Raw genomic sequence first — 26,433 nt, 5'->3', positions numbered from 1 at the left:
CTCACTCGACGGGTTCTGCGAACGCGTACCGCGGTTTCACGTCGTCGACGCACACCTCGAGCGTCTCGCCCTCCGCGGCGTCGCTGACGAAGACGGTGAAGTTATCCACCTTCGCGATGCCGTCGCCCTCCGCGCCGACGTCCTCGATTGTCACCTCGACGACGTCGCCCTCGCGGACGGGCGCTGTCAGGCGGTTCTTCGCGACGAGGTACAGCTCCGAGGAGGAGTCCCGCGAGGCGTCGGGGCGGACCTCGCGGACGTACTCGAACTCCGGTTCGATGTCGGCGATGAGGTCCCCGAGGTCCTGGCCGTCGAAGACCTTCGCACAGAAGTCGCCCTCCGCGGCGAGCAGGTCGGTCGCGACCTCGAGGGCCTGGCGGACGAGGTGGACCGACCTGGCGTGGTCGAGGTCGTACTCGCCGGTCATGTTCGGCGCCATGTCCGACAGCACCACGTCGACGGGGCCGCCGAGCGTGTCGTCGGCCTCGGCGCCCAGTATCTCGCGAATCTCGGCCTTGGTGCTGTCCTCTGTCATGTCGCCACGGACGTAGTGGACCGCGGGCTCGGGGCCCTCGAGCGCCTCGATTCGCTGTCGGTCGACGCCCACGACGGTCCCCCGCTCGCCGACGCCTTCGGCGGCGACCTGGAGCCAGCCGCCCGGGGCGGCCCCCAGGTCGACGACGGTCCGCCCCTCGCCGAGCAGCCCGGCGGTCTCGTCGAGCTGCTTGAGCTTGTACGCCGACCGGGCGCGATACCCTTCCTGCTTGGCCCGGTTGTAGTAGTCGTCTTTCCCACTCATTTCCCCCGAATAGTCCGCCGACGTGGTTATGGGTGTTGTTTTGCCGGGCGCGACCAGTACCGCGTGTTCCTGGGCTCCGACGCGGTTCTCGATCGCGTCTCCACCAACGTCCGCGCGCGGCTCCCGGCTCGCTCGACCCCTCGCTCGTCGCTCGCTCTCTGCGCGGTTCTCGCTCGCGTCGCTCCCTCGAACCGCGCGTGCGCGCGATTTCAATGAGGGACTTTTTAACGGATGGGGCGTAGCCCGGCCCAAGATGTTCAACGCCATCGTGAGCGCGGACACGCTCCAGGCGGCTCTCGACTCGGTGAGCGTGCTGGTGGACGAGTGCAAGATCCACCTGGAAGAAGACGGGATGGAGATCCGGGCGGTCGACCCCGCCAACGTGGGCATGGTGGACCTGCGTCTCGAGGCGGCGGCCTTCGAGTCCTACGAGACCGACGGCGGCCTCATCGGCGTCAACCTCTCGCGGCTCGAGGACATCGCCAGCATGGCCGACGCCGGCCAGGTCGTCCACCTCGAACTCGACGAGAAGACGCGCAAGCTCCACATCGCCATCGACGGCCTGGAGTACACGCTGGCGCTCATCGACCCGGACTCCATCCGCCAGGAGCCGGACCTGCCGGACCTAGACCTGGCGGCCCACATCGTCATCGAGGGCCGCGACATCGACCGGGCGGTCAAGGCCGCCGACATGGTCTCGGACCACATCGCGCTGGGCGTCGACACCGCCGCAGAACTGTTCTACGTCGACGCCGAGGGCGACACCGACGACGTCCACCTCGAGCTCACGAAAGACGACCTCATCGACCTCACGCCGGGAGACGCCCACTCTCTGTTCTCGCTGGATTACCTCAAGAACATGAACAAGGCCATCCCGAAGGACGCGGAGGTCGAGATGGAGCTGGGCGAGGAATTCCCCGTCAAGATGCACTTCAACTTCGCCGAGGGCCAGGGCCGAGTCACCTACATGCTCGCCCCACGCATCCAGAGCGAGTAATCGGTCACCGATGGGAGAGACGCCACCAGCCGGGACGGGCGATCCAGACGTCTGTCGAATCGACGCCCGGCAGGTCGCCTACGAGACGGCCGGCGACCCGACCGGACGGCCCGTCCTCTTCTGTCACGGGACGCCGGGGTCGCGCCTGCTGGGTCGCCTGCTCGCAGCCCCTGCCGCGGCCCGCGGACTCCGTCTCGTCGCGCCCGACCGACCGGGAATCGGTGCCTCCGACCCGGCGGACGGCGGTATCGAGGCCTGGACGGACGATGTGGAGGCGCTGTTCTCACGGCTCGGCGTCGAGAGTGCCGGGGTCCTCGGGTTCTCCGGCGGCGCGCCGTACGCGCTCGCATGCCACCGACTGTCGGCCGTCGACCACGTGACGCTGGCCGGTGGCGTCGGGCCACCCGGCGTCGGCGACGTGGGGCGGGCACAACGCGTGCTGGGCCAACTCGCCGGGACCGTGCCCTGGGTGCTCGGCCCGCTACTCCGCCTGCAACGGCTGGTTCTCGACCGCCGCGACCCGGCGGCAGCCCTGGACGTCGTCGCGGAGCGTGCGCCCGACCACCCGACGCTTACCGACGCGGACGTCGCCAGGCTAGTCAAGGCGGACCTGCTGGCAGCCACGGCCCAGGGCCCGGCGACGCTGGTCGAGTCGCTGGCGACGCTCGGGCGGCCGTGGCCGTTCGACCTCGGCGACGTCGACGTGCCGGTCACCGTCGTTCAGGGCCGGCGCGACGGGAACGTCCCGCCGGAGACCGGGCCGGCGCTCGTCGAGCACCTCCCCGACGCCACGCACCGGCCTGTCGACGCGGACCACCTCGGGTCGCTGCTGGCGAGCGTCGAATACCTCCGTGCCAGTCCGACGCACGTCTGACGTAGCGTTTTGTGGGTCGGTGCCGAACCCGGTCTTATGGAGAACCTCGGGGACGCCTACGGTGGCCGTCGGTGGGAGGGACGCGACCTCCGGAGAGTCCTCGCCGGCGTCTGCCTCTCCGTCGTGGGCGCCCTGGCGGTCGTCCTCGCGATTCTCATCGCCACCACGCCGCTCGCCGACGTCTTCGGGGCGACGGACATCCGCGCCGCCGAGAAACTCGCCGGGACGGTCGGCGGCCTCGGGATCCCCGCGATGTTCCTCGGCGTCGTCGCCGTCCTGCCGTCGAGTCGCCGCGAGCAGGTCGGTGTCATCGCCGGGGCGGGCCTCTGTCTTGGCGGCATGGCCCTCTTTCAGGTAGCGTACCCCTACGACTGGACGACCGGCCCGCGGACGCTCGCCTTCGAGACGACGCTGCTGTACTTCCTGGGGGCCTGCGTGGCGTTCTGGTTCGTCTTCGCCGCCATGGCGAGCTTCCGCCGGCGCAACGACCCCCAGGGGACGGTCAGGATCGAACTCACCCACAAGGGCGAGTCCAAGACCGTCCAGGTCTCGCCGGAGGAGTACCGGCGCTACACGAACGCGGTCCGCAGCGACGGCGGCGAGACCGAGCGGGTCATCGAGGAACTGCAGTCACGCTTCGAGGACTAGTCGTCTGCCTGGGCCGGGCCCCTGGACTTGTTGTTCCCATCGCCAGCGTTCGCCGCACCGTCGCCCTCGGTTTCGGTCACGGTCGTCGTTCCGTCGTCGTCGGACTCGGACTCGTCGACCCCAGCGGGGACGCGGTCGACCCGACCTCCTCGACCTCGACGTCCTTCCCGGCGACCCCGCTCTCACTGATGACCGGCAGGAGGTTGTAGCCGTTGGGTCCCGTCTTGACGACGTTGATGTCGAAGACGAACGTGACGGGCTCTTCGGCCGTGACCTCGAAGGGCTTGGTTATCTGCAGCTTGTTGCTCGGCACCTTCACGGGGACCGTCTCGCCGTCGACGACGCCCTCGACGGCCGCGACGGACAGTTCGATCTTGGCGTATCGTCCGGTCTCGAGTTCGCCGTCCAGGACGCCGATGGCCTTCTCGCCGACCACCTCGGTCAGGTCCACGGTCGGACTGTCGAGTTCGAAGGTCTCGAAGCCCCCTTCGCCGTCGTCCTCGCTCTCGTTCGCGTCGTCAGACTCGGCGGCCGCGCCGTCGGACTCCTCCGTGTCGGTTTCCGTCTCGGTCGCCGTTTCGGCGTCTGTCTCTGGTGTCTCCGTGCTCGTCGACTCGCTGTCGGCGGCCTCGGCGTCCTCGTCTCCATCTCCGTTTCCATCCTCGTCGGACTTCGCTTTGAACACGCGGGCGCTGTCGAAGGTCACGTCCAGCGAGTCGAAATCGCCGATGTCGGCCGGCCGGTCGCTGATGAGCAGGCGGAACGCGCCCGTCGACGCGGCGGCCCCGCCGTCGGACTCGGTGCTCGCCGTGCCGTCGCCAGAGCCGTCGTCGCTCGCGGCCCCGTCACCGCTCGAACCGCCACAGCCGGCGACGAGCGTCGAGCCGATCACCGCCGCCGTACCGAGGAACTTGCGTCTGTCCATATGTGTATCATGAACGGTAAATTCCATATACGTACCAGTTCGTTTTCTGTTTTGCTGTCACTTGAACTGTCTAAACGCTGGACCTGAACGGTTTTACGGCTGAGGGACGACCACCATACAATGGCAAACTCGAACGCGAAGGGGGACCGCCGCGAGCGCGAACTGGTCAACGCGCTCGACGAGGCGGGCTTCGCGGTGATGCGCGCGCCGGCGAGCGGCAGCGCCACCGAACGGGAACTCCCGGACGTGCTGACCGGCGACGGCGAGAACTTCTACGCCATCGAGGCGAAGTCCAGCGCCGGCGACCCCATCTATCTCACCGGCGAGGAGGTCGAGGCGCTCCTCTTTTTCGCGCGGAACTTCGGCGCCAAACCGCGCATCGGGGTGCGCTTCGACCGGGAGGACTGGTTTTTCTTCCACCCCGGCGACCTCTACACCACCGACGGCGGCAACTACCGGGTCAAGAAAGAGACGGCGATAGCCGAGGGGACGGACTTCGCGGAGTTCGTCGGCCACTCCGAGAAGGTGACCCTAGACGAGGTGGGCGACGACGGCCCCGACCAGGCCGTGCTTGACGTCCTCTCGGCGTTCGAGCGGGACGACCTCTCGAAGGAGGAGGCGGCGAAGATGTTAGAGTAGGGAGAGCGAGGGGCGCGACCGAAGGGAGCGGCCCTCGAAAACGCGCAACGGGGAGCGCCAGCGACCCGTGAGCAGTAGCGGGACGCCGAGCGAAGCGAGGGGTCTCGCAAGGCGTGACCGTCGACGGTTACTCGACGAGCACCGCGTCGTCGGCCCGGCGGAGGCGGGAGTGGGGGAACGCGTAGCGCCGGGGTCGTCACGGCGCGCGGCGTCGGCCAGGTAGACGGCCTCGACGACGACGTCGTCGGTCGGATAGCCGTCGTTGGTCTCGAACTCGGCGACGGTCTTGTCTGCGGCCGCGACGACGTACTCGTCGGCGCGCTCGGCCGAGAGGCCGACGACGACCAGGCGGTTGCCGGTCTCCCGGTCGAGGACGACGTCGCCGGGCGTGAGTCGGCAGGCCCGACAGAGGTGCGGTTCGGCGGCGTCCGCCGGGACGAAGGTGACGGTACCACAGGCGTCACAGCGGGCCCGCTGCTTGCCCGGTGGCGCGACGCGGCGGGCCGTAATCTCGATGGCGACGCGACGCAGGTGCTTGCAGTGCTCGCCGCGAATCCGATGGTCCGGACAGGTACAGGTTCGCGCGGTCAGATCGACCAGGTAGGTGTGGCCACTGTCGGTGCTGACGGCGTAGGTGCCGTCCTCGCGTTGCCGGACGGCCATGCGTTCGACCCAGGCGCGGGCCGCACGGGCGTCCATGTCGCGGAGGTCCGGTGCGAGTGCAGTCGGCCCCCGGTCGTCGGTGGGTTCGATGAGTGTCATACGGGGCGGACACGGCTGTGTTCGTCGGTGTGTCCAGTTGAAACGTAGGTAGTCGAGGGACCTAAATCTCTCGGCGCTCCGCAGTCTGGAGGCTCGGAACTGGCGCTTCGACACCCTTTTTGCCGGGCCGGTGAAACCGCGCCGTATGGATATCGAGCGGGAGACTGTGTTGCAGATCGTGGTCGCGACGATCGGCGTGGCCGTCTTCGTCGCCGCCGCGGTCTACGTGGCCTCGACCTACACGGTCGACGGGACCCTCACGGCCCAGGGCGGCGTCGCTATCGTCGGCGCCATCGGCGTGTTTCTGCTTGTCATGCTGGCGGCCGGCCTGTGGCTCGAACGCCAGGACTTCTAGGCGTCCGCTTCCGCGTCGCCGTCGTCGTCTTGCTCCCGCCAGTCGACCAGTTCGTCCTCGTCGCTGTCGTCCAGTTTCTTCTCGTAGTAGGCCATCGGGTGCGAGATGGTCGCACAGAGGTCGTCCTTGTTGACACAGTCGCCATACGACTGCATCGTCGAACAGGCCGGCGTCGAGTACTCCGTCGGGCTCGTGTCCCCGCGGATGTGGTCGACCTGGTAGCGGGTCGCCTCCTCGCCGAACCCGGGGTTGACCTGGAAGAGGTCGACGATCTCGTCGGTGGTCATCCCGATGCCCGTGAGGAACGCCGCGATGGCAAAGCGCGAGTGGTGTTCGAGGTGGGCACCCTTCTGGACCTGATCCAGCAGGTGCTGCATACAGGGCGGGAACAGTTCGGGCACGACGGTGTCTATCTCGCGGGTCAGGTCGAGGTCCGCCAGCACCTCCCGGAGGTACTCGACCTCCGCGTCGAGCTCGGTGGCGATCGCGTCGGGCACGTCGAAGGGCAACCCATCCTCGACGCGGTGGCGGATGGCCTGCTTCAAGAGGACGTGGAGGTCCTCGGCGGGGACGCGGACCTGGCCGGCCGAAAGCGGCCGGTTGACCAAGCGCCAGCGGTCCCCGCGCTGGTCGGCCGCCAGGTCCAGGTACGTGCCGACGTCGACGCGGTAGCCCGACCCGGCCTCGTGGACCGCCCCCGCGAGGTCGAACTCGGCCAGCAGGTCCGCGAGCGAGACCCGCTCGGCCCTGGTGGACTTGAACTCCGTCGTCGCCCCGACCTCCGCACTGAAGCGCTCGCGGGCCGTCTCGGCCTCCGCCCGGGCGTACTTGCGGGTACAGACGTGCTCGTCGACGAGCGAGACCAGGACCCGCGCGACGGGATAGGAGAGCAGTTCGACCCGCGTACGCCGGTGGGGGTCACCTACCGTCCCGTCCGTGATGGCGTGTTCGACCCGCTCCACGGCCCGCTGGGTGACCGCCTCGTCGGTCGCGACGACCTCCCCCAGGTCGACGGCGGCGGCCTCGACGGCGTCGCGTGCGGCCTGGAGGAACGGGTAGCGTGCGTGGAGCGGCTGCATCGACTCGGTGTTGCGTGCGACGGTGAATAAATTGCCGTCCGCGGTCGTCAGTCGTCGTCCACGGCGAGCCCCGACAGCGGTCATCGGCCGGTGAAGTACGTCGCGGCCTGGGTCCCGGGTCCGAGTTCGGCGAACGATGCGTCGTCGCATCGACCGCATCCGACCGGCTGCTCGACGTCCGCGTACGCGGTTCCACAGCCCAGACACACGAAGAACCGGAGGCCGAGCATGCGTCGACTATGGGGCCACGACGCAAATCCGCATCGGACCGGACGACGGCCTCTACCGCTCGCGGTTCTCTGCGGTTACCGGACGCCGTTCCGGTAGGGGCCCCTCGCTTCGCTCGGCGTCCCGCTACTGCTCGCGGGTCGCTGCGGTCGCCGTTCCGGTTCGAGGTCTTCGCGCCGCTCAGACCGCGCTACTGCTCGCGGTTCCCTGCGCTCCCCGCTCGCAGTGGTGGCGGCCTCCTTCCAGTCGGCCGCCCTATGTCCCATGCTGCCAGGAATCCATATACTCGGCCTGCGTCTCCGTCAGCGAATCGAACGCAACCCCCTCCGCGTCCAGTTTGATCTCCGCGACCTCCTTGTCCAACCGATCAGGAACCTCGTGGACGCCGGCGTCGTACGCGTCGCCGTTCTCGACCAGTTCGCGCACACAGACGGCCTGGATGCCAAAGGACTGGTCCATCACCTCGACCGGGTGGCCCAGCGCAATGGGGGTCGCGAGGTTGACCAGCCGACCCTCCGCCAGCACGTTCAGGCGGCGGCCGTCGTCCAGCTCGTAGGCCTGGACGCCCTCGCGGGCCTCGTAGGTGTCGACGGCCAGGTCCGAGAGGGCGTCGAGGTCGACCTCCACGTCGAAGTGGCCGGCGTTGGCCAGCAGGACCCCGTCCTGCATGGCCTCGAAGTGCTCGCGGACGATGACGTCGCGGTTGCCCGTCGTCGTGATGAACACGTCGCCCTCGGCGGCGGCCTCGGCCATCGGCATGACGTCGTAGCCCTCCATGTGGGCCTCCAGGGCGCGCCGGGGTTCGACCTCGGTGACGACCACGTCGGCGTTCTGCCCGCTGGCCTTCTTCGCGACGCCCTTGCCACAGTGGCCGTAGCCGGCGACCACGACGGTCTTGCCGGCCCACGAGAGGTTCGTCGTCATGGCGATGCTCGCCAGCGAGGACTCGCCGGTCCCGTGGACGTTGTCGAACAGCCGCTTCATCGGCGTGTCGTTGACGGCGAAGACGGGGTACTCGAGCTGGCCGTCCTCGTCCATCGCGCGCAGGCGGTGGACGCCCGTGGTGGTCTCCTCGGCCCCGCCGACGATGGTGTCGATGAGCTCGGGGTAGTCCTCGTGAATCGCGGCGACCAGGTCCATCCCGTCGTCGACGGTGATGGTCGGCTCGTGGCCGATGACGGCCTCGATGGCGTCGTAGTACCCCTCGTCGTCGACACCGCGTTCGGCGTAGGAGGTGACACCGTCGACGGCGTCGAGCGCTGCGCTCACGTCGTCGTGGGTCGAGAGGGGGTTACAGCCGGTGATAGCGACCTCCGCTCCGCCGGCCGCCAGCAGTTCCGCGAGAACCGCCGTCTTGGCCTCGACGTGCATCGCCATCCCGATAATCTCGCCGGCGAAGGGCTGGTTCGCCTCGAAGTCCTCGCGCAGCGCGCCACAGATGGGCATGTGCTGGGCCGCCCAGTCCATCTTCCGGCGACCGGACTCGCGGGCAGACGTGACGTCTGCCAGTCGCTCCGAAATGGGTGAAGTCATACCGGGAGGGAGGGACAGAACGCCTAAAACGCTACCGAAGCGGTCTCAGCGGCCGTTGCCGTTGCCGTTCGCGTGGTCCGGCGGGCCGCTCTCGCCGTCGTCATCGTCGTCCTCGGTCGCCTCCTCGTCGTCTTCGGTTTCGGTCTCCTCGTCGTCGGTCTCGGTCTCCTCGTCGTCGGTCTCGGTCTCGTCTTCCTCGTCGTCGGCCTCGACGGTCTCTTCGTCTTCAGCGTCGGGTCCCTTGTCCTCGGGCGGACCCTGGGTCGGTGCCTTGTCGTTGCCGCGGTCCTCGGGCGGACCCTGCTCGCCCTGTGCGTTCGCCTTGTCCTCGGGCGGGCCCGCGTGGTCGGGCGCGTTGCCGGGGTTGTTCTGGGTCGCAAACGTCGCGACGTGGAACCCGATACCACCGTCGATGCCCGACTTCGCGAGCAGGTCCTGGACGAACCCGGAGACGCTCATCCCGAAGGACCGGTCCGTCTCGGTGGTCAGCGTCGCCGTCGTGGTCGCCCCCCCGCTGTCGGTGGTCGCGGTCACCTCGACATCGACGTCGAAATTGGGTTCGGGCAGGTCGACCGTGCCGTCCTCGCCGGTCGTGTAGTCACCCTCGCCGATGTAGATGTTGCCGTCGGTCGCTTCGACGGTGACATCTGCACCCTCGACGGGCTCGCCGTCGTCGGTGACAGTCACCGTCGCGCCGTCGTTCCCGGCCTGGGCGACGGAGACGGCGACGCCATCGTTACCGGCAGTCGTTGCGTCGTTGCCTGCCGTCGTGTCGTTTCCCGCGGCCGCCATCGCCGTGGCCGCGCCGGGCCCGAACGCGAACAGGAGCAATCCGACGGTCGACAGCAGTGCAAACAGTTTGGTATCCATCTCGTCTCTATCGTCGGTGGTACTGGGATTAAACCCCCAATCCCGTTCAGTCAGTTCACCAACAGTCCACGCCGAGAGAGACCGGTCCAGAACCGAAAAGAGCGTTCAACGGCCCTGAACGTTTATTTCTCACTCGGCCGCGCGCTCGACGAGGGCCGTCGCGTGCTCGCTGGCCCGTTCCCGGACGGCCGGTTCGTCGAAGACTTGAACCTCGCTATCACGCATGAGAACGGCACCGTCACACACCGTGTGGCGGACGTCCCCGCCGCGAGCGGCGTACGCGAGGTGCGAGACGAGGTCGTGAGCGGGCGTGAGATGCGGGGCCTGGAGGTCCAGAACCGCGAGGTCGGCGTTCCGGCCGGGTTCGAGTCGACCGCTGTCGAAGCCCAGCAGGTCAGCGCCGTTTGCCGTCGCCATCTCGACCACGGTGGCGGCGTCGACGGCGCTCGCGTCGTCGGCGGCGAGTTTCCCGATCATCGCGGCGTCGCGCATCTCGTCGAACAGGTCGAGGTCGTTGTTCGAGGCCGGGCCGTCGGTGCCGAGGCCGACGGTGACGCCGGCGTCGAGCAGGTCCTGGACCGGCGCCATCCCGCTGGCCAGCTTCATGTTCGATGCCGGGCAGTGGACGACGCCCGTGGCGGTGTCGGCGAGCAGGTCGATTTCGGTCTCGTCGACGTGGACGCAGTGGGCGAGGAAGGTATCGGGACCCAGCAGGCCGACGTCGTCAGCGTACTCGAGGGGGCGGACGCCGTGCTCGTCGACGAGGGGGTCGACCTCGTCGGTCGTCTCGTTGGCGTGGAGGTGGATGGCCATGCCCTCCTCGACCGCCTCGGGGACGTACTCGCGGAGGTAGTCCCCGCCGACGGTCGTGAGACTGTGGGGCTGGAAGGTGGTCCTGATGCGCCCGTCGGCCGCGCCGTCGAGGCGCCGCGCGGTCGCGAGACTCTCCTGCATGTCGGCGTGGGCCCCCGCGTCGTCCTTGGCGACCGTGACCGCCGTGAAACCCAGAACGGCACGCATCCCGGCCTGTTCGACGGCCTCGGCGATCTCGTCGACGTGGAAGTACATATCCGAGAGGGCCGTCGTCCCCGAGCGGATCATCTCGACCAGCCCCAGCGCCGCCCCGACGCGGACGTCCTCGGGGGTCAGTTCGGCCTCGACGGGCCAGATGTCCTCCTGGAGCCAGGCGTCGAGTGGCTTGTCGTCGGCGTAGCCCCGCAGGAGCGTCATCGCGACGTGGGTGTGAGCGTTGACCAGTCCCGGCACCACGAGGCCGCCGGTGGCGTCGAGCTCGTCGTCCCCCGCGAGTGTCCCGGGGTCGTCGATGGCGGCGATGTCGCCGCTGTCCTGGTCGAGCAGGAGGTCCGCGCGCTCGACGGACAGGTCCGGTCGGAGCACCTGTCCGCCGCTGACGAGGAGGTCTGTCATGTGCCGGGGTTGGTGGGCCGCTCTTAGTTCGGCCGGGTCCGCAGTCGGGAGTGCGACTGACGCGCACGTGTCATACTATCAGAAATATATTCGCGAGGAGTACGTAGGTGACGATGAACCCCCTCTCTATTGTTCTCGCGCTCGTCGTGGCGCTCGCGGGCTGTATCGGATTCTCCGCGCCCGCCGCCGAGACGCCAACCGTCGAGCCTCCGGCCCAGCCACCGACCGGGACCGACACACAGACGCCACGCCCGTCCGACACCGCGACGCCGGATGGGGCGAGGACGCCCGACGCGTTCGCGCTCGAGGTTGCCGTCGAGAGCGACGGCCCGTTCCACCTCACCGTCCACGCCGTCGCCCCGGAAAACACCGGTCTCCGCGTCTACTACGCGGACGACAGCAGCCGAACCTTCGCCGGGACGACGACGCCGGACGCGTTGCCGGCGGATACGCTCGACGGCGCGACCGGCGTCGAGCCGACGAGTCAGAGCGCGACGGTGTCGATCGGGAGCCCCGACGGGACCGGCGGCGTGGCCTTCTCGCACCCCGGCGGCACGTCGACGGTCCTCTATTCGGTGTCCGATGCCGACGGGGACCTGCTCGCGGCACGACTGGTCGAGTGCGACCCCGGGACGGTCAGCCGCCTGGACCTGGTCCTCGCCGACGGCCAGGTGGTGGCCTCGGGATACCAGTGTCTGCCCTGACGCGAGGGGAAAGACAGTTGCCCCGCGGGGTTCCACTCATCGTATGCGCATCGCCGTCCCCAACAAGGGCCGCTTGCACGACCCCGCCGAGAGCCTGCTCGAACGGGCCGGCCTCCACATCGTCGACGGGGCCGACCGACAGCTGTACGCCGACACCGTCGACCCGGACGTGACGGTGCTGTACGCCCGCGCCGCCGATATCCCGGAGTACGTCTCCGACGGGGCTGCCGACGTTGGCATCACCGGCCTCGACCAGGTCACCGAGGCCGACACCGGCAACCTCGAGGAACTCCTCGACCTCGAGTTCGGGAGCTGTCGCCTGGTGCTGGCCGCTCCGGAGGACGGTGACATCGAGACCGTCTACGATCTAGACGGGGGCACCGTCGCCACGGAGTTCCCGAACATCGCCCGGAACTACTTCGCCGAGCTCGACGTCGACGTCGACATCGCCGAAGTGTCGGGCGCGACGGAACTGACCCCGCACGTCGACATCGCCGACGGCATCATCGACATCACCTCGACCGGCACGACGCTGCGGATGAATCGCCTGGCCATCATCGACGAGGTGCTGCAGTCGTCGGTCCGCCTGTTCGCCCGCGAGGACGTCGCCGACGACGAGAAGGTCCAGCAGGTCCGGATGGCGCTGCACTCCGTGCTGTCGGCGGAGGGGAAACGGTACCTGATGATGAACGTCCCCGAGTCGTCGCTGGACGACGTAAAGGAGGTCCTGCCGGGGATGGGCGGCCCGACGGTGATGGACATCGCCGGCAAGGACGACGTGGCCGTCCACGCCGTGGTCGACGACAGCGACGTCTTCGAGACCATCAACGACCTCAAGCGGGTCGGCGCGAGCGACGTGCTGGTGACCGAGATCGAGCGCCTGGTGGAATAAGACCAGGTTGTTTTCGCGGTCCCTGGGACTGCACTGGAACGGGCGGCTGGTTTCGGACGAACGGGAGAAAACACGTGCCCGACAGCCGCCCAGGACAGTACCGTCGCCCTGCGTGAGGGCTTCGGGAGGGTCGACACTCACCCCTCGAGTCGCCACAGCAGCGCGGCGAACCCGACGCCGACGACCGGCAGGGCTGCGAGTGCGAGGAAGGTCCCCTGGACGTCGACGACGGTCAGGAGGTAGCCGGCGAGGGCGGCACCGGCGGCGCCGACGCCGAAGTTCGCTAGGTAGGTGTAGCCATAGGAGAGCCCGCGGTCGCCGGGCGGGCTGTACTCGGCGATAGTCGCCTGGTAGAGGGGCTGGACGGCAAAGAGGAGAAAGCCCAGCGCGACGCTCACCGCGAGGAGTGGCACGACCCCGGCTTGGGCGGCCGGGACGAACAGCGCCGAGACGACGGCGAGACCGCCAAAGAGCACGAGGAGGCCGACCTCGACCGGGATGCGGTCGGTGAGTTTCCCGCCGACGTACTGCCCGCCGATGCCGACGGTGAGCAGGCCGGCATAGAGGTAGGAAGCGAGATCGAACTTCTCGGCCAGCGGGCTCCCGGGCTCGAAGACCCGGACGTAGTCGGTGACCGGCGGGAGGAACCCGCCCAGGACGTCCGGCAAGAACGTGAGGATGCCCCGGTAGAACAGGCCGTTGCTCATCACGACCAGGAGGGCGACGGTGAAGCCGGCAGTGAACAGCGCCCGCGAGTTGGCCAGGAATCCGGCGAGGCCCGCCGGGGCGTCGTCGGGCGTGCCGCCGTCGGCGCTCACCGCGGCCGTCGCGTCGAACTCGACGGTCGTCGCGTACAGGACGGCCAGCCCCGCCGGGAGGACCAGCAGCGCCGTGACGAGTCGCCAGTCGAACGCGAGCAACAGGACGGCGGTCAGGAGCGGGCCCAGCGCGATGCCGGCGTTGCCGGCCATCCCGTGGTAGGCGAACCCGGAGCCGCGGTCCTGCACGCCCGTCGAGATGAGCGCGAGCCCCGACGGGTGGTAGACGCTGGCCGAGACCCCCCACAGGGCGAGCGCGAGCGCGATGGTCGGGATGCCCGGCGCGACGCTCAGCAGGAGGAAGGATCCGCCCATCCCGGCGAGACAGCCTGTGACGAGGCGGTTCGGTCCGAGGCGGTCTGCGAGGACGCCGCCGGGGAGCGCCCCGATGCCAAAGAGGGCGTAGCCGACGGCGACCACCGTCCCCAGGAGCGCCGTCGTCACGGGGAACTCGGTAAGCCAGACCACGACGAGGATGGGAATCGAGAGCTCGTAGGTGTGGACGAGCGCGTGGGCGACGCCGGTGAAGGTGACGATGGCGCGGTCGTTGCCGTTCATCTCAGATCAGCCCGAAGATGTTGTTGAGGGCAAAGCCCAGCACGGCGGCGAAGGCGAAGTGGAGCGCGACCAGCGGCGCCGTCGAACGCGTCGAGAGCCGGTAGACGGCGCTGACGGCGATGCCGTCGGCGACGATCGTGAGGACGACGACGACGAGGACGCCCAGGCTCGGCGAGACGACGCCGGCCTCGACCCCGAAGCGCTGCAGCAACAGGGAGACCACCGCGGGCAGGACGGCCGCCTTCGCGGCCAGCTGGCTGGGCACGTCGCCGATGAAGAACGTCGCCGCCAGGTGCAACGTCACCGCGTAGAACAGCCAGGTGATCAGCAGCGTCACGACGACGGCCAGCACCCCGCCACCGGTCAGACTCGGCGTCCCACCCTGGAGCATACCCGAGGTTCGGCGGGGGAGCGTTTGTGCGTTTTGTTCTGTCGACGGCGACCGACCGGGCACGGAGCAGTCGCTGGCCCGTCGCTGACGCCGGGGCGACCCGGGTCAGTCGAGCAGGCCCAGTTCCTCGAGGCGAGAGACGATCTTGTCGACGGCCTCCTTGGCGTCGTCGGGCTTCTTGCCGCCGGTGATGACGAGTTTTCCCGAGCCAAAGAGCAGCGCGACGACGTCGGGGTCGTCGAGGCGGTAGACCAGCCCGGGGAACTGCTCGGGCTCGTACTCGATGTTCTCCAGTCCCAGCCCGATCGCGATAGCGTTCAGGTTGAGGTTCCGACCGAGGTCCGCCGACGTGACGATGTTCTGGACGACGATCTCGGGGTCGTCGTCGACCTCGATGTTGAGGTCGCGCAGCTTGTCGAAGACGATGCGCAGACTCTGGTGGACGTCGTCGGTGGACTTCGCGCCGGTACAGACGATCTTGCCGGACCGGAAGATCAGCGCCGCGGATTTCGGGTCCTGTGTCCGATAGACGAGGCCGGGGAACTGTTCGGGGTCGTAGTCGGCACCCTCGAGGTCCATCGCCACGCTCTGAAGGTCGAGTTCCTGCCCGATTCCAGTCGAGGCGACGACGTTTTCGATGTTGATGGTCTCCTTGGGGTCAACCATATCTCGATTTAAATCACGTATTTAAGGTTTATAAAGGTTCATGGCGTGGACTGACACGTCGGCGGCCACACCAGTCATACCGCTGAGAGGAACCGTTTATATTCGCCCCCGACGGCACGGACCGGCACGCTGATAGCCGTCCGGACGGACAGTAGCGGCGTGTACGTGCTCGAACTCGGTGGGCAGGACGACGCGTTCGCACGGCGGGAGGCGGCGAGTGCGGCAAGCGCCGTCACACCGCTCGCGCCCGGCCTGGCGACGGCCCGCGGGGTCACCGACCGCGTCGCGTCGCTCGCCTACACGCATCGAGCCTGCGAGCTCGTGGGGACCGGCGACCCGGACGTCGAGAGCGCACAGACGGTGCTCGAGGCGGCGAGCGGCGACCGCTCGGGGACCGTCGCGGTGCGTGCCGTCGACGTCAGGGGGAGCACCGGCGTCGACACGCAGGCGGCCGAGCGGGCGCTGGGCGGGGTCCTCACCGACCGCGGGTTCGCCGTCGACCTGGAGACGCCCGACCACACACTCTACGCCTACTTCGCGGACCCCGCCGGTGACGAGGAGTCGGCCGCAGGCGAGGCCTGCTGTGCGCTGGGCTGGCTGGCCGTCGAGAGCCGCCGGGACTTCGGGAAGCGCCAGCCCACCGACCGGCCGTTCTTCCAGCCCGGGAGCATGGATCCGCTGGAGGCGCGTGCGCTGGTCAACCTCGCGGGCGCCCGGCCCGGCGCGACGGTGCTGGACCCGATGTGTGGCACCGGCGGCATCCTGCTCGAGGCGGGCCTCGTCGGCGCCCGGGTCGTCGGGAGCGACGCACAGGAAAAGATGGTGCGCGGGACCCGCGAGAACCTCCGCCACGGCCTCTTAGGTGTCGACGAGCCGGCCCGTTCGGGCCCGCGACCCGGGCGCTGGGACCTCCTCCGGGCCGACGCCGCGCGCCTGCCTCTCGTCGACGACGCCGTCGACGCCGTCGTCTTCGACGCGCCCTACGGCCGGCAGTCCCGCATCGAGGGCGATCTCGACCCCCTCGTTTCCGGTGCACTCGCCGAGGCGCGACGGGTCGCTGACCGCTGTGTCCTGGTCGCCGACCGCGAGTGGACGGCGGCCGCCGAGGCCGCCGGGTGGACGCTCACCCAGCTGTTCGAACGCCGCGTCCACCGGTCGCTGGTCCGTCACGTCCACCTGCTCGAGTGACCGTTCGTCCAGGTCCGGTGGACGTTCGTCCACGGTATGTGATATCGTAACAAGAGTTAAGAAGATTCGCGAACGAATATCGCCAAGGATGCCAACCTGGTCAGACCCAGCGCCATGTGACGACGACGAGCGACTCTTCGAGTGTCCCGACTGCGGGAAGCGCCTCTGTAGCGAACTCTCCGCAGTGACCTGCCAGAAGTGCGGGGCCGAGATGCAGAACCTGAGCGTCCCCCGCCCGGAATAGTCAGTCGGACAGCAGCGAGCGAATCCGTTCTGCGTCGCCGTCCATCCGGTCGAGCAGTGCCGCCACCCGTTCGGTCGTCGCCGCGTCGCCCGTGACGAGTACCATCCCCTCGTCGGGTTGCCCGTAGACGACGGCGCCGCCCGCGGGGACGGCGAGAATCGCCGGGAGCGCCGCCAGGTCCTCCTCGCCGTCGACGTGGACGAGCGTGGTCCCGTCGGTCTCGAGCGCGGTGACCAGCGCCGAGAGCAGGCCCCGCGTGAGCGTCGCCGGCGGGTTCTCGACGTCGACGCGGCGGTCGAACCCGGCGACAGCGGCCCGGACCGCCTCGTCTACCTCGGTGCGTTTGGTGCGCTCGTCGACGAAGGCGACGTCCGGGACCCGACCCGCCTCGAGCAGGTGGTAAGTGACGATGTCGCCGACGGCCACGAGCGGGTCGCCCGCGTCGGCCAGAAGCGTCTCAGCGTCGGTGTAGATCGAGCCGAACGGCTCTTTGAGTTCGCCTCGCAGGTCGTCCGGGAGTTCGAGGACGACGTCGGCCACGCTCAGCGGACCTTCAGCGCGTACTGGCCCGGTTCCGTGACCTCCATCTCGCGGGCGATCTCGGACTCGTCCGGGTGGGCGATGACGACATAGCCCGCCCAATCCTCGGTCAGCGACGTGCCGCCACAGGCCTCACACTGGCTCTCGACCTCGGCGCCCTGGACGCGGTGACAGTCGCGACAGACGAGTCGGTCCGCCATCAGGTATCACCGGCTTCCGCCGGGCTCTCGCGTTTCTCGCGGTCCTCCTGGAGCCAGCCGTGCTTGCCCAGCCCGACCTGCTTTGCCGTCAGGCCGATCTTGGAGTCCCGCGGGTTGCGCTCGTCGATGCTCTTGGTGACGATGCGGGCCCGGACGGCGTCGCCGACGCCCAGGGTCCGGTTGGACTCCCGCGAGGCCAGTTGCTGATTCTCCTCGTCGTACGCGAGGTACTCGTCGGATATCTGTGAGACGTGCAACAGCCCGTCGACGGGGCCGATGCCGACGAAGGCGCCGAAGTTGACGACCTCGACGACCTCGCCGTCGACGACCTCCTGCATCTGGGGGTCGAAGGTCAGGGCGTCGAACTCGGCCTCGTAGTAGACGCCGGGCTTGTTCGGCAGCACCGCTCCGTCGCCGATGTCGACGACGTCGATGACGGTGACGACGCTGCCGACGTCCTCGTCCATCCGTCCCTCGAGCTTGTCCTGCAGGAGCCGTTTGACCAGCTCCGGGCCGACGTCCGCCAGGTGTCGTGGCGGGACTTCTACCGTGTCGCGTAAGCGTACCCGTTTGTACATGTTATGGTTGAGTGATACTCAGTTTGTTCCGGCCCCTTAAACTAATTACTGGAACGCCCGCGTCGAGCAGGCGCCGTCTGAGGGGCTTGTCGTTCGTGACCGCGTGTGTCGCCGCGTCCCGCGTCGCCAGTTCCACCACCGCGTCGTCCGCGTAGTCCGCCTCGGTCTCGACCACGGAGACACGGTCGAGCAGGTCCCGACCGACCGACGCCGCCGTCGCCTCCATGCCGGCGCCGGCGGCCAGTGTCTCGAGTTCCGCGGCGACCGCATCGGGGACGACGTACTCGCCGTCGGCGGCGAGTCGGTCGAGTTCCTCGAAGATCCTGACGTCACATTCGACCGGCATCATCAGCGCGTTGGTGTCCAGCACTATCATCCCCGCAGCGTGCCGACGCCGATGAGCCGCCAGCGCGCGCCGACACGACGGTTGATGGCGATCTTCGCGCCCGCTTCGGCACAGACGGGGCGCTTCAGCGAGAGTTCACACTCGCCCTCGCGGGCGCTGGTGACCGCGCCGACCGTCGTTGCGGTACCGATGGTCAACATTAGCGGTTCGCCGGTCGAGATCTCCTCGACCTCGCCGCCGTCGTCGCCGACGATACGCTCGAGCAGGTCCACGTCCATCGTGAACTGCTCGTGGGTCGGCGGCAGCGTCCCCGGCGGGCCGGCGACCTGTCCCGCGAGTGCGTCGCCTTTCGTGATGGAGGGGTCCAGGCCGGTGCCCACGCCGAGCAGGCCGCCGGGCGTGACTTTGTCGACGAACTCGCCGCCAGACTGGAGCGACCGCACTGTCGTTGTGACCGGGCGCCACTCGGACTGGCCGCCCTCCTCGACCTCGCGGCCGGGGCGGAGTTCGATCTCGTCGTCGGCCTCCAGTTGCCCGCGGACGAGCGAGCCACCGAGGACGCCGCCCATGAGGTCCTCCCAGGTGGTGCCGGGCCGGTTGATGTCGAACGACCGAGCGACCATCATCCGGGCGTCGGCGTCCGGGTCGCGCTCTGGGGTGGGGATCTCGCGCTCGATAGCGTCGATGAGCAGGTCGATGTTGGCCTCCTGGCCGGCGCTGATGGGGACGATGGGGGCATCCTCGGCGACGGTGCCCGCGACGAACTCCTTGATCTGCTCGTAGTTCTGTTTCGCCCGCTCGGCGTCGACGAGGTCGACCTTGTTCTGGGCGATGACGATGTTGTCGATGCCGATGATGTCGAGCGCGCTGAGGTGCTCCTCGGTCTGGGCCTGCGGGACGGGTTCGGTCGCGGAGATGACCAGGACCGCACCGTCCATGATGGCCGCCCCGGAGAGCATCGTCGCCATCAGCGTCTCGTGTCCGGGGGCGTCGACGAACGACACCGTCCGGAGGTGCTCGGTGTCGACGTCGTGGTCCTCGCAGTGTTCCTCGACGGTGAACGCCTCCGGTTCCTCGGCCTCGGGACAGCGACGGAAGGTGGCGTCGGCGTAGCCGAGCCGGATAGAGATCCCGCGCTTCATCTCCTCGGAGTGCTGGTCGGTCCACTCGCCGGACAGGGCCTGGACGAGTGTCGTCTTGCCGTGGTCGACGTGGCCGACGAGTCCGATGTTCACCTCCGGTTGGTTGTTCGATGTCATTTCGGGAGTAATCTTGGTTGAGTTTCGCCACGTGCGCCTGATAAACCTACTGTTTGCGCCCGGAGAGCGGGGCTCTGGCCCGCGTCTGCGTGTGCCCGAACCTGTGCAGAAATCGACGGGCTCAGCCCCGCAGAAGGTTCATCACCTCGTCGGTGACGGCGCTCTCGACGGCGACCAGGAAGCGTTCGCCCGGCGTCAGCTCGGTTTCGGGGCCGCCGATGCGCTGGCCCTCGGCGTCGACGATGATGAGCGAGCCCCGTGGGAACCGGACCTCCGCGAGGGTCTTGCCGGCCGCGGGGGCGTCCGGTGCCACCTCGACCTCCAGGATCTCGACCTTGCCACCGACCTCCTCGATGCTGCGGACGCCGCCGCCGACCACTTCGTTGACCGCGACTCGCGCGGTGAGACTCGCCGTCGAGACGGTGCCGTCGACGTACTGCGGGTACAGTTCGTCGGGGTCGCCGTCGATGCGCATCACCGTGTGAAGGTCGGCCATGCGCTGGGCGGCCATGCAGATGGCGAAGTTCGTCGACTCGGAGTCGGTCAGCGCCGCGATGGCGTCACACCGGTCGGGCTGGGCCTGGCGCAACACGGCGGGTCGCGAGGCGTCGCCCTCGATGATGCTCGCGACGTACTCGGCGGCGACCCGCTCGCTCTGGTCGGGGTCGCGCTCGATGAGGACCACGTCGTGGCCCCGGTCGTCTAGCAGTTCCGCCGTCCGCAGTCCGACGTCGCCGCCGCCGGCGACGATGACGCGTAGTGATTCTGTCATGGGTTAGTCCTCCGTGGAGATGGTGACCTCGGGTTCGCTGATCTCGGGCTCGCCCGTCTCGGGTGGCTCGGGCATCCGGTCGCGCTCGCGCCGCGAGAGCGCGACGTAGACGACGGCGCCGAACGCGAGCCAACCGAGCGCCAGCAGCCACGTCGTCAGGTCGATGAACGCGCCCAGAAGCAGGTTCAACACGATGCCCAGGATGGGTGTCGCCGGGTAGTAGGGCACCTCGAAGGGCCGTCGCAGGTCGGGTTGCTGGCGGCGCAGGCGGATGACGCTCAGGTTGACGATGGTGAAGCCAAGCAGCGAGAACAGGCTGGCGAGGTTGCCGACGACGCGGATGGGTACGACGGCGACGGCGACGAGCATCACCACCGCCGAGACGACGATGGCCACGAACGGCGTCCCGAAGCGGTGGTGCAGCCGGCCCAGCCGACGGGGGAGCTGGGCCTCCCGACCCATCGCGAAGGCGACGCGGCTGGAACCGATGACGACGGCGTTGAGCGCGCTGATCGTCGAGAACACCGCACCGAAGGCGATGAGCGCCGCGCCGGTGCCGATGACCGGGAACGTCGGCATGAACCCCTCTGCGGCCTGGGCGATGGCAGTCTCGCCGGCCCCGGAGAGCCCCTCGGCGCCCAGCGTCCCCAGCGCGACGAAGACGACCAGCAGGTAGACGACGACCGTCGTCACGACCGAGAGGATGATGGCCCGCGGGATGTTGCGCTCGGGGTCCTCCACCTCCTCGGTTACCGTCGCGATGAGGTCGTAGCCCTGGAACGCGATGAACGTCAGTCCCATCGCCGGCAGGATGGTCAGGGGGTCCCCGCGCCGGAAGAACGGCTGGAACTCGCCGAGGTCGACGAACTGCAGGCCGAAGGCGACGAAGACGACGAGGATGAGTATCTTCACCAGCGTGATGACCGTCTCTGCGCTCCCGCTGGCGGCCGTCGAGACGGCGTTGAGCGTCACGAAGACGACGACCACCGTCGCCGCCCAGAAGAGGACGCCGCCGGGCAGGTCCACGCCGAAGATGTGGCCGAACTCGATGAAGTTCGACGAGAAGCCCAGCGCGTAGAGCGCTCCCGCTATCATGTAGGTGAACCACCGCGTCCACCCCATCACGAAGGCCACGGGCGCCGAGAACACCTCCCGGACGTACGCGTAGCCGCCGCCGTTGCGGGGAATCGCCGAGGCGAGTTCCGCGTAGGACAGCGCCGTGAACGTGGTGACGCCGCCGTTGAGCGCGAACACGGCGATGGCCGCTGGCCCGGCCGTCTCGACGGCCAGCCCCGTCAGCACGAAGATGCCCGCGCCGATCATCGCGCCGATGCCGACCATCGTCGCGTCGAGCAGGGTCAGGGTCGCGGCCGGCGACCGGTCGCCCGCGTGACTCACGAGCCGGCCTCCCGTCCCGGACGGCGGGCACTACCTGTCACGTGTGCACACCTGTCGAGGGCTTCTCGGACCATCGACATAAATTTCCCCCGGGCGCGCCGCTTTTGTCCCTGCCGCCCCTGGTCGTCCCCGTGCGAGAGTTCGGGTTCGAACTGGCGCTGTGTGCCCACTTAGAGCGTGCGGGCCACCTCGTGAGCCGCCAGCTGGGCGGGCACGTCCACGGCCGGCGCGTCCTCGACACCGTCGTCGTCGAACCCGGCCCCGGGTTCGCCGAGCGGGCGGCCATCACCCCCGAGCGCATCCCGACGGCGGCCATCGAGAGCGACGTGGGCCCCGGCCGGGCCCGCTACTGGAAGTCGGCCTTCGACTGCCACCCCGACCGGGCCGAGCGGGCCGTCGAACTCGCCGTCGAGCGTGGCTTCTTCGAGCGCGAGCGCCGCGGCGGCCGGACCTACGTCCGCCAGACGACGCGCTACCCGGACTGGGTCGGTTCCATCACGGCCGTCGAGAACAAGCCCGACCTCGACCGGCCGGGCGACCTGGAGGTACAGCTGCGGACCGACGTCTCGCTCGGCCTCGTCGACGAAGTCGTGCTGGCGACGGCCGACTACGTCACGGGCGCGCACCTCAACCGCATCCCCGAGGCGGTCGGCGTCTGGCGGTTCGACCCCGACAGTGGCGAGCACGAGGTCGTCCGCGAGGCGACGCCGCTATCGACCGACGACGGCGGCGTGGAACTGCTCGAAGAGCGCCCGCTCCGGACCGACATCAGGGTCGTCTCGGCGGCCGAGAAGGCCCGCGCCCGTCGCCGACTCGCCGAGCGCGCCTACGCGAAAGGGTGGCGGAGTTTCGACTACCCCGAGTGCGCGCAGTGTTCACCCGACGACGACGGCCTGCCCCACTGTGCCTGGAAGGGGCGGCCGGTGCGAGCGAGCGAGGAGTGTGGCCCGGACTGCGGGGGCTACGACCCCGGCGAGGGCCCAGCTGTCGACGGCGACGCCCTGCGCGCCGAGCGCACGCCCTGGGACCCCGACCCGGCGGGCCGGCGGCGCCGACAGAGCGGCCTGGACCGGTTTCGCTGAGTCAGCGGTCGCTGTCGGGCGGCCGGGCCGCCTCGTCGCGTGCCGGCGGGTCGTGCTCGCTGCGGGGTGGTCCGGCCGCTCCATCGCCCCCGCGCCGGGACGGCCCGTCGTCCCCCGAGTCCTCGACCAGGTCCGCGTGCGTGGTCCGGTCGCGGTAGGCAGCGGCCGACGCGAGCGCGACGACCACGCCGACGCCGGCGACGAGCGGCCAGTTGACCACGCCGGCGAAGAGCCACAGGCCGACGGCCGCGAGGGCGCTGCTGACCAGTGCCGCCCCCACCGTCTCGGCGACGCCGCGCGGGTCCATGTCCCCACTGGCCGCCCCGTCCTACAAAGTCCAGGTCGCCGGTCAGTTGCGAGAGTTCGATGGTGACCAGTCAACCGCCCTTCAGCCCCATCCGAAGCCGGATGGCCAGCCGTCGTGGGCGGGAATGAAAGGGGCCGTCCGCTCCGGTCGAGGGCTTTCTGACTCGACCCGAGTGGGGCTGAAGTGAACACGAGCGAGTCGACCACAACAAATTAATCCCCTACCGAGAACCGCTCGCCGTCGAGGGCGATGTCGTCGGCGAACGCGCGGTCGGCGGGGACGTAGTGGGCGGTGTGGACGATGCGGTAGTCGTCGGGGTCGATAGCCGCGGCGAAGTCCCGCGAGCCCCGCAGGGTCATGTGCTTGGTCCCGAAGGTCCGGGGGACGCCCGCGTCGTCGTGGTGGGCGCCGCCGGCGGGGTGGTACTCGCAGGCCTCGGGGTGGATGAGCCCCTCGACGAGTGCGAGGTCGGCGCCGGTCAGCGCCTCGCGGGACCGGTCGGGGATCTCGAAGCAGGTGTCCCCGGAGAGAGCGAGGACGGCGCCGGTCTCCGGTTCCGCGATGCGGAGGCCGTAACACAGGAGCGGCGGGTGCTCGACGGGGACGAGTGTCACCTCGAACCCGGCGGCGGTGAAGGACTCGTAGGGAGTCTGGGGGTAGACCGATATTTTGTCCAGGTAGTCGTAGCGACTCCGAACCCCCTCGGCGACACTCTCGCCGGTGACGGGGTCGGTCTCGTCGGCGGCGTAGACCGGCAGGTCGTCGAACAGACGGTAGGCGTTGCCCAGGCCGTCGAGGTGGTCGAAGTGGATGTGCGTGACGATGGCCGCGTCGGGGAGGGCGACGTCTTCGCGGAGGAACTGCTGGCGGAAGTCGGGGCTGACGTCGACGAGCAGCGACTCGCCGGTGGTCGCGTGCTCGACGTAGACCGAGAACCGCGACCGTTCGATGGCGTCTGGATCGAGGCCGCGCGCTCGCGCTTGCTCGCGCAGTTCCGGGTCGGGGTCGCGCGCCCGCTCGCAGGTGTCACAGTCACACGCGACCGTCGGCGTGCCCGTCGTATCGCCAGTGCCCAGTAGCGTGACCTCCATTGCCGTCCGCTCCGGGCGGGACGGGTGTAAGTCCCGCGCTTCCGCGTCACTCCTCGGAGACGATGTCGGCGGGGTCGAGACCCTGCATGCGGGCGGCCCTGGCGAGGATCTCGCTGGCGCGCTCGTCGGCGACGTCGTCGACGAGGCAGTCGATGAAGCCGGCGAGGAGCGATGGTTTGATGCGCAGGTCGACGAACTCGACCGTGCCGTCGGCGACGACGAGGTCGAGGTCCCACTCGCCCGCGTCGGGGTCGGTCATCCGCACGTCGACCCAGTCGTCGGCCGGGTCCTCCGGGGCAGTGAATACGTCTTCGTCCATACACCGGAGAAGTGACAGCGGGTAATAAGTACTCGCTACGTCGAGGGAGGGCACTTATCACCACCGGCCGAGAGCCACTCGATATGACTTTCGTCGTGCCGTTCGACGGGACAGCGGAGAGCGAGGCGGCGCTCGAGCGCGCCAGCGAGATCGGGGGCGCGATGGGCGAACCCGTCGTCGCCGTGACCGTCGTGCCCACCAGCGACGCCGCGTACGCCCGGGGGAAAGGGTGGCTCGAGGCCACCGAGGCGTTCGGCCTGGACACCATCGTCGAGCGGGTCTCGGCACAGGTCAGGGACATCGCACCCGACGCACGGTTCGAGTGCCTCGAGTCGAGCAGGGAGGCCACCAGCAACAGCATCGCCAAGCCGATACGGCGGTTCGCCAAGACCAGCGACGCCTCGATGGTGTTCATCGGCTCTGACAACACCGGCCGACTGACGACGACGCTGGGGAGCGTCGGCAACCGGATAAGTACGGACCGGGCCTACGACGTGGTCATCGTTCGCACCCACCCGCCCGGCCGCTGAGCGGGCCGGTCAGTGGTCGTGACCGTGGCTGTGGCCGCCGTCCGAGGCGGCGTCGGCCTCGTCGGAGAAGTCGCCGCCGGCGACCAGGGCGTCGTGGTCGCCGTCGATCATGTCCATGTTCTTGAGGTTGTCCCGCTCCTCGAAGTCGACGATGGCGTCCTCTAGGTCCTGCTGGGTGAGCGTCGTGCGCTCCTCGGTCAGCGCCTCGAGGACGGCCTCGCGCAGTACCAGGCGGAGGTCGCTGCCGGTCAGCCCCTCGGTCATGTCCGCGAGCTTCGTCGGTTCGAAGTCGAGGATGTCCATCTCGCGGGTGACGATTCGCAGGATGTCCGCGCGCATGTCCCGGTCGGGCTTTGGGAAGTTGACGATCTCGTCGAAGCGCCGCCAGGCCGCGGCGTCGAGCTGGTCGGGGTGGTTGGTCGCGCCGATGAGCAGCACCTCGTCCTGGATGAGCGAGATCTCGTCGATGCTCTTCAGCAGGGTGTTGACGGCGCGCTTGATGGCGGCGTGTTCGTCGGACGAGCGGGTCTTCGCGACGAAGTCGAACTCGTCCATGAAGAGGATACACGGCGAGAGCCGTTTGGCCACCTCGAAGACCTTCTCGACGTTCTTTGCGGTCTCGCCGAGGTACTGGCTCGTGATCATCGAGAGTTTGACCTCGACGAACGGGAGGTCGAGATCGTGGGCGAGCGCGCGGGCGACGCTCGTCTTGCCGGTGCCCGGCGGGCCGACAAAGAGGAGTTTGCCGATCTCGCGCAGGCCGATGCGGGCGAGGTAGTCGCGATGTTCGATGGCCTTGACGATCTTCTGTATCTCGCCTTCCTGGTCCCCCGTGAGGACGAGGTCGTTGAGCGTCATCTCGACTTCCTCGGGGCACGCACGTCCACGAGGTCCAGCATCGACTCGTCGTCCTCGTCGTCGGTGTCGAACGCCTCCTCGAGCATCGCGTCGATGAACGCGCGGTCGGCACGCGAGGGGCGGTTGTGGGCGCGGGCGGTCTCGTAGTCGACGCCCTCGATTTCATCCCCGTAGGCCGCGGCCAGCACGGGGTTCCGCTCGAGGCGGTCGGCGTCGACCCGGTCGAGGAACCACTGTTCGGCCATCTCGCGGTCGGTAAAGGAGATGCTCCCCGAGAAGTCGTCGCGGTCGGTGAACATCAGCCCAGAGATAGCGTCCCAGGGGCGTTCGACGCCGGTGGCCTCGCTCGCGGTCGTCGTGGTCGCCGAGAGGGGGCGCTCGATGGTCCCGTCGCTCCAGAACGCCGCCCGGTAGGCCGCCGGCAGGTCGTCGGGGTCGAGCTCCCGTCGCTCGGTGTAGAGTGTCGTCGTCAGGAGGAACTCGACGACGTCCAGTTCCGGATTGCTCATTCCCACAGACCTTGCAATCCGGGGGCAATAAGTGACTCGAAGAGAC

At 68.9% G+C, this 26,433-nt stretch carries 31 protein-coding genes and 2 pseudogenes; 11 read left to right on the top strand and 22 right to left on the bottom strand.

What is annotated here, in order from left to right; translation table 11 throughout:
* Position 1: 1 nt before the first annotated feature.
* Positions 2 to 799, bottom strand: coding sequence for an RlmE family RNA methyltransferase (locus tag P1N55_RS12855; RefSeq protein ID WP_276275951.1), 798 nt, complete (start codon positions 797 to 799; stop codon positions 2 to 4).
* Positions 800 to 1,052: 253 nt separating this feature from the next.
* Between P1N55_RS12855 and P1N55_RS12850 the strand changes: the two genes are divergently transcribed.
* From P1N55_RS12850 to P1N55_RS12840, 3 genes are read left to right on the top strand one after another with little or no spacing between them, the layout of a single operon-like run.
* A complete protein-coding gene (locus tag P1N55_RS12850; protein WP_276275950.1) occupies positions 1,053 to 1,796 on the top strand; it encodes a DNA polymerase sliding clamp in 744 nt (247 codons plus the stop codon).
* 10 nt (positions 1,797 to 1,806) lie between these two features.
* Positions 1,807 to 2,670, top strand: coding sequence for an alpha/beta fold hydrolase (locus P1N55_RS12845; protein ID WP_276275949.1), 864 nt, complete (start codon positions 1,807 to 1,809; stop codon positions 2,668 to 2,670).
* A gap of 36 nt (positions 2,671 to 2,706) precedes the next feature.
* Positions 2,707 to 3,318 carry a DUF7139 domain-containing protein gene (locus P1N55_RS12840; protein ID WP_276275948.1) on the top strand — a complete coding sequence of 204 codons (612 nt, stop codon included), beginning with the start codon at positions 2,707 to 2,709 and terminating at the stop codon, positions 3,316 to 3,318.
* A gap of 76 nt (positions 3,319 to 3,394) precedes the next feature.
* Here the strand turns inward: P1N55_RS12840 and P1N55_RS12835 are convergent, their stop codons facing one another.
* Positions 3,395 to 4,243 (bottom strand): DUF4382 domain-containing protein, encoded by an 849-nt coding sequence (locus P1N55_RS12835; RefSeq protein WP_276275947.1) that lies wholly within the window; start codon positions 4,241 to 4,243, stop codon positions 3,395 to 3,397.
* 120 nt (positions 4,244 to 4,363) lie between these two features.
* Between P1N55_RS12835 and hjc the strand changes: the two genes are divergently transcribed.
* Positions 4,364 to 4,882, top strand: coding sequence for a Holliday junction resolvase Hjc (hjc, locus tag P1N55_RS12830; protein ID WP_276275946.1), 519 nt, complete (start codon positions 4,364 to 4,366; stop codon positions 4,880 to 4,882).
* 127 nt (positions 4,883 to 5,009) lie between these two features.
* On the opposite strand, the pseudogene P1N55_RS12825 reads toward hjc, so the two are convergent.
* Positions 5,010 to 5,644 (bottom strand): annotated as a pseudogene (locus tag P1N55_RS12825) (SWIM zinc finger family protein).
* 145 nt (positions 5,645 to 5,789) lie between these two features.
* On the opposite strand from P1N55_RS12825, the gene P1N55_RS12820 reads away from it, so the two are divergent.
* Positions 5,790 to 5,999 (top strand): DUF7472 family protein, encoded by a 210-nt coding sequence (locus P1N55_RS12820; protein WP_276275945.1) that lies wholly within the window; start codon positions 5,790 to 5,792, stop codon positions 5,997 to 5,999.
* Here P1N55_RS12820 and priL read toward each other — a convergent pair.
* From priL to P1N55_RS12795, 5 genes are all read right to left on the bottom strand, one after another.
* Positions 5,996 to 7,078 carry a DNA primase regulatory subunit PriL gene (gene priL, locus P1N55_RS12815; RefSeq protein ID WP_276278729.1) on the bottom strand — a complete coding sequence of 361 codons (1,083 nt, stop codon included), beginning with the start codon at positions 7,076 to 7,078 and terminating at the stop codon, positions 5,996 to 5,998. The two genes, P1N55_RS12820 and priL, sit on opposite strands and share 4 nt — an antisense overlap.
* A gap of 80 nt (positions 7,079 to 7,158) precedes the next feature.
* Entirely contained in the window at positions 7,159 to 7,308 is a 150-nt protein-coding gene (locus P1N55_RS12810) for a hypothetical protein (RefSeq protein ID WP_276275944.1), read from the bottom strand.
* A gap of 253 nt (positions 7,309 to 7,561) precedes the next feature.
* A complete protein-coding gene (locus P1N55_RS12805; RefSeq protein ID WP_276275943.1) occupies positions 7,562 to 8,839 on the bottom strand; it encodes an adenosylhomocysteinase in 1,278 nt (425 codons plus the stop codon).
* A 45-nt stretch (positions 8,840 to 8,884) separates the two neighbouring features.
* Positions 8,885 to 9,709 (bottom strand): hypothetical protein, encoded by an 825-nt coding sequence (locus tag P1N55_RS12800; protein ID WP_276275942.1) that lies wholly within the window; start codon positions 9,707 to 9,709, stop codon positions 8,885 to 8,887.
* A gap of 129 nt (positions 9,710 to 9,838) precedes the next feature.
* Positions 9,839 to 11,137 carry an amidohydrolase gene (locus P1N55_RS12795; protein ID WP_276275941.1) on the bottom strand — a complete coding sequence of 433 codons (1,299 nt, stop codon included), beginning with the start codon at positions 11,135 to 11,137 and terminating at the stop codon, positions 9,839 to 9,841.
* Between the two features lie 107 nt (positions 11,138 to 11,244).
* Here P1N55_RS12795 and P1N55_RS12790 point away from each other — a divergent pair, with 107 nt between their 5' ends.
* Positions 11,245 to 11,841 (top strand): hypothetical protein, encoded by a 597-nt coding sequence (locus tag P1N55_RS12790; RefSeq protein WP_276275940.1) that lies wholly within the window; start codon positions 11,245 to 11,247, stop codon positions 11,839 to 11,841.
* Positions 11,842 to 11,884: 43 nt separating this feature from the next.
* Entirely contained in the window at positions 11,885 to 12,733 is an 849-nt protein-coding gene (gene hisG, locus P1N55_RS12785; protein ID WP_276275939.1) for an ATP phosphoribosyltransferase, read from the top strand.
* A 137-nt stretch (positions 12,734 to 12,870) separates the two neighbouring features.
* Here the strand turns inward: hisG and P1N55_RS12780 are convergent, their stop codons facing one another.
* The 3 genes from P1N55_RS12780 to P1N55_RS12770 form a co-directional block, all read right to left on the bottom strand.
* Positions 12,871 to 14,109: an MFS transporter gene (locus P1N55_RS12780; protein WP_276275938.1), complete on the bottom strand. Its 1,239-nt coding sequence runs from the start codon at positions 14,107 to 14,109 to the stop codon at positions 12,871 to 12,873.
* 1 nt (position 14,110) lies between these two features.
* The gene (locus P1N55_RS12775) at positions 14,111 to 14,500 is read right to left on the bottom strand and encodes a DUF7473 family protein (RefSeq protein ID WP_276275937.1); all 390 of its coding nucleotides are present in this window, start codon (positions 14,498 to 14,500) and stop codon (positions 14,111 to 14,113) included.
* Between the two features lie 105 nt (positions 14,501 to 14,605).
* Positions 14,606 to 15,166: a TATA-box-binding protein gene (locus tag P1N55_RS12770; protein WP_276275936.1), complete on the bottom strand. Its 561-nt coding sequence runs from the start codon at positions 15,164 to 15,166 to the stop codon at positions 14,606 to 14,608.
* A 159-nt stretch (positions 15,167 to 15,325) separates the two neighbouring features.
* Here P1N55_RS12770 and P1N55_RS12765 point away from each other — a divergent pair, with 159 nt between their 5' ends.
* Both P1N55_RS12765 and P1N55_RS12760 read left to right on the top strand, forming a co-directional pair.
* Entirely contained in the window at positions 15,326 to 16,354 is a 1,029-nt protein-coding gene (locus P1N55_RS12765) for a methyltransferase domain-containing protein (RefSeq protein WP_276275935.1), read from the top strand.
* Positions 16,355 to 16,442: 88 nt separating this feature from the next.
* Positions 16,443 to 16,598, top strand: coding sequence for a rubrerythrin-like domain-containing protein (locus tag P1N55_RS12760; protein ID WP_276275934.1), 156 nt, complete (start codon positions 16,443 to 16,445; stop codon positions 16,596 to 16,598).
* On the opposite strand, the gene P1N55_RS12755 is transcribed toward P1N55_RS12760, so the two are convergent.
* From P1N55_RS12755 to P1N55_RS12725, 7 genes are all read right to left on the bottom strand, one after another.
* Positions 16,599 to 17,138 (bottom strand): GTP-dependent dephospho-CoA kinase family protein, encoded by a 540-nt coding sequence (locus tag P1N55_RS12755; RefSeq protein ID WP_276275933.1) that lies wholly within the window; start codon positions 17,136 to 17,138, stop codon positions 16,599 to 16,601. It abuts the gene before it with no gap.
* Between the two features lie 2 nt (positions 17,139 to 17,140).
* Positions 17,141 to 17,338: a transcription elongation factor subunit Spt4 gene (spt4, locus tag P1N55_RS12750; protein ID WP_276275932.1), complete on the bottom strand. Its 198-nt coding sequence runs from the start codon at positions 17,336 to 17,338 to the stop codon at positions 17,141 to 17,143.
* Complete coding sequence (locus tag P1N55_RS12745) at positions 17,338 to 17,916, bottom strand: DNA-directed RNA polymerase (protein ID WP_276275931.1); 579 nt, start codon at positions 17,914 to 17,916, stop codon at positions 17,338 to 17,340. Before P1N55_RS12745 ends, spt4 begins: the two co-directional genes overlap by 1 nt.
* Position 17,917: 1 nt before the next feature.
* Positions 17,918 to 18,292: a DUF188 domain-containing protein gene (locus P1N55_RS12740; RefSeq protein WP_276275930.1), complete on the bottom strand. Its 375-nt coding sequence runs from the start codon at positions 18,290 to 18,292 to the stop codon at positions 17,918 to 17,920.
* On the bottom strand, positions 18,289 to 19,521 hold the full coding sequence (locus P1N55_RS12735) for a translation initiation factor IF-2 subunit gamma (RefSeq protein ID WP_276275929.1): 1,233 nt from the start codon (positions 19,519 to 19,521) through the stop codon (positions 18,289 to 18,291). The genes P1N55_RS12740 and P1N55_RS12735 overlap by 4 nt, the downstream gene beginning before the upstream one ends.
* Before the next feature lie 121 nt (positions 19,522 to 19,642).
* Positions 19,643 to 20,293: a potassium channel family protein gene (locus tag P1N55_RS12730; protein ID WP_276275928.1), complete on the bottom strand. Its 651-nt coding sequence runs from the start codon at positions 20,291 to 20,293 to the stop codon at positions 19,643 to 19,645.
* A gap of 3 nt (positions 20,294 to 20,296) precedes the next feature.
* Positions 20,297 to 21,691 (bottom strand): APC family permease, encoded by a 1,395-nt coding sequence (locus P1N55_RS12725; protein WP_276275927.1) that lies wholly within the window; start codon positions 21,689 to 21,691, stop codon positions 20,297 to 20,299.
* 131 nt (positions 21,692 to 21,822) lie between these two features.
* On the opposite strand from P1N55_RS12725, the gene P1N55_RS12720 reads away from it, so the two are divergent.
* On the top strand, positions 21,823 to 22,773 hold the full coding sequence (locus P1N55_RS12720; protein ID WP_276275926.1) for a DUF5787 family protein: 951 nt from the start codon (positions 21,823 to 21,825) through the stop codon (positions 22,771 to 22,773).
* A 1-nt stretch (position 22,774) separates the two neighbouring features.
* Here P1N55_RS12720 and P1N55_RS12715 read toward each other — a convergent pair whose 3' ends face one another.
* From P1N55_RS12715 to P1N55_RS12705, 3 genes are all read right to left on the bottom strand, one after another.
* A complete protein-coding gene (locus P1N55_RS12715; protein WP_276275925.1) occupies positions 22,775 to 23,080 on the bottom strand; it encodes a hypothetical protein in 306 nt (101 codons plus the stop codon).
* A gap of 212 nt (positions 23,081 to 23,292) precedes the next feature.
* Positions 23,293 to 24,171 (bottom strand): MBL fold metallo-hydrolase, encoded by an 879-nt coding sequence (locus P1N55_RS12710; protein WP_276275924.1) that lies wholly within the window; start codon positions 24,169 to 24,171, stop codon positions 23,293 to 23,295.
* A gap of 46 nt (positions 24,172 to 24,217) precedes the next feature.
* Positions 24,218 to 24,490, bottom strand: a complete 273-nt coding sequence (locus tag P1N55_RS12705) for a hypothetical protein (protein WP_276275923.1) — start codon at positions 24,488 to 24,490, stop codon at positions 24,218 to 24,220.
* A gap of 83 nt (positions 24,491 to 24,573) precedes the next feature.
* Between P1N55_RS12705 and P1N55_RS12700 the strand changes: the two genes are divergently transcribed.
* Complete coding sequence (locus tag P1N55_RS12700) at positions 24,574 to 25,020, top strand: universal stress protein (RefSeq protein ID WP_276275922.1); 447 nt, start codon at positions 24,574 to 24,576, stop codon at positions 25,018 to 25,020.
* A 9-nt stretch (positions 25,021 to 25,029) separates the two neighbouring features.
* Here the strand turns inward: P1N55_RS12700 and P1N55_RS12695 are convergent.
* A pseudogene (locus P1N55_RS12695) lies at positions 25,030 to 26,387 on the bottom strand (ATP-binding protein).
* Positions 26,388 to 26,433 lie beyond the last annotated feature (46 nt).

The sequence above is a fragment of the Haloarcula regularis genome, from assembly GCF_029338315.1.
In the GTDB taxonomy this organism is placed as follows: domain Archaea; phylum Halobacteriota; class Halobacteria; order Halobacteriales; family Haloarculaceae; genus Haloarcula; species Haloarcula regularis.
The sequence above is the reverse complement of the archived record's forward strand: the minus strand, read 5'-3'. Positions and strand labels throughout refer to the sequence as shown.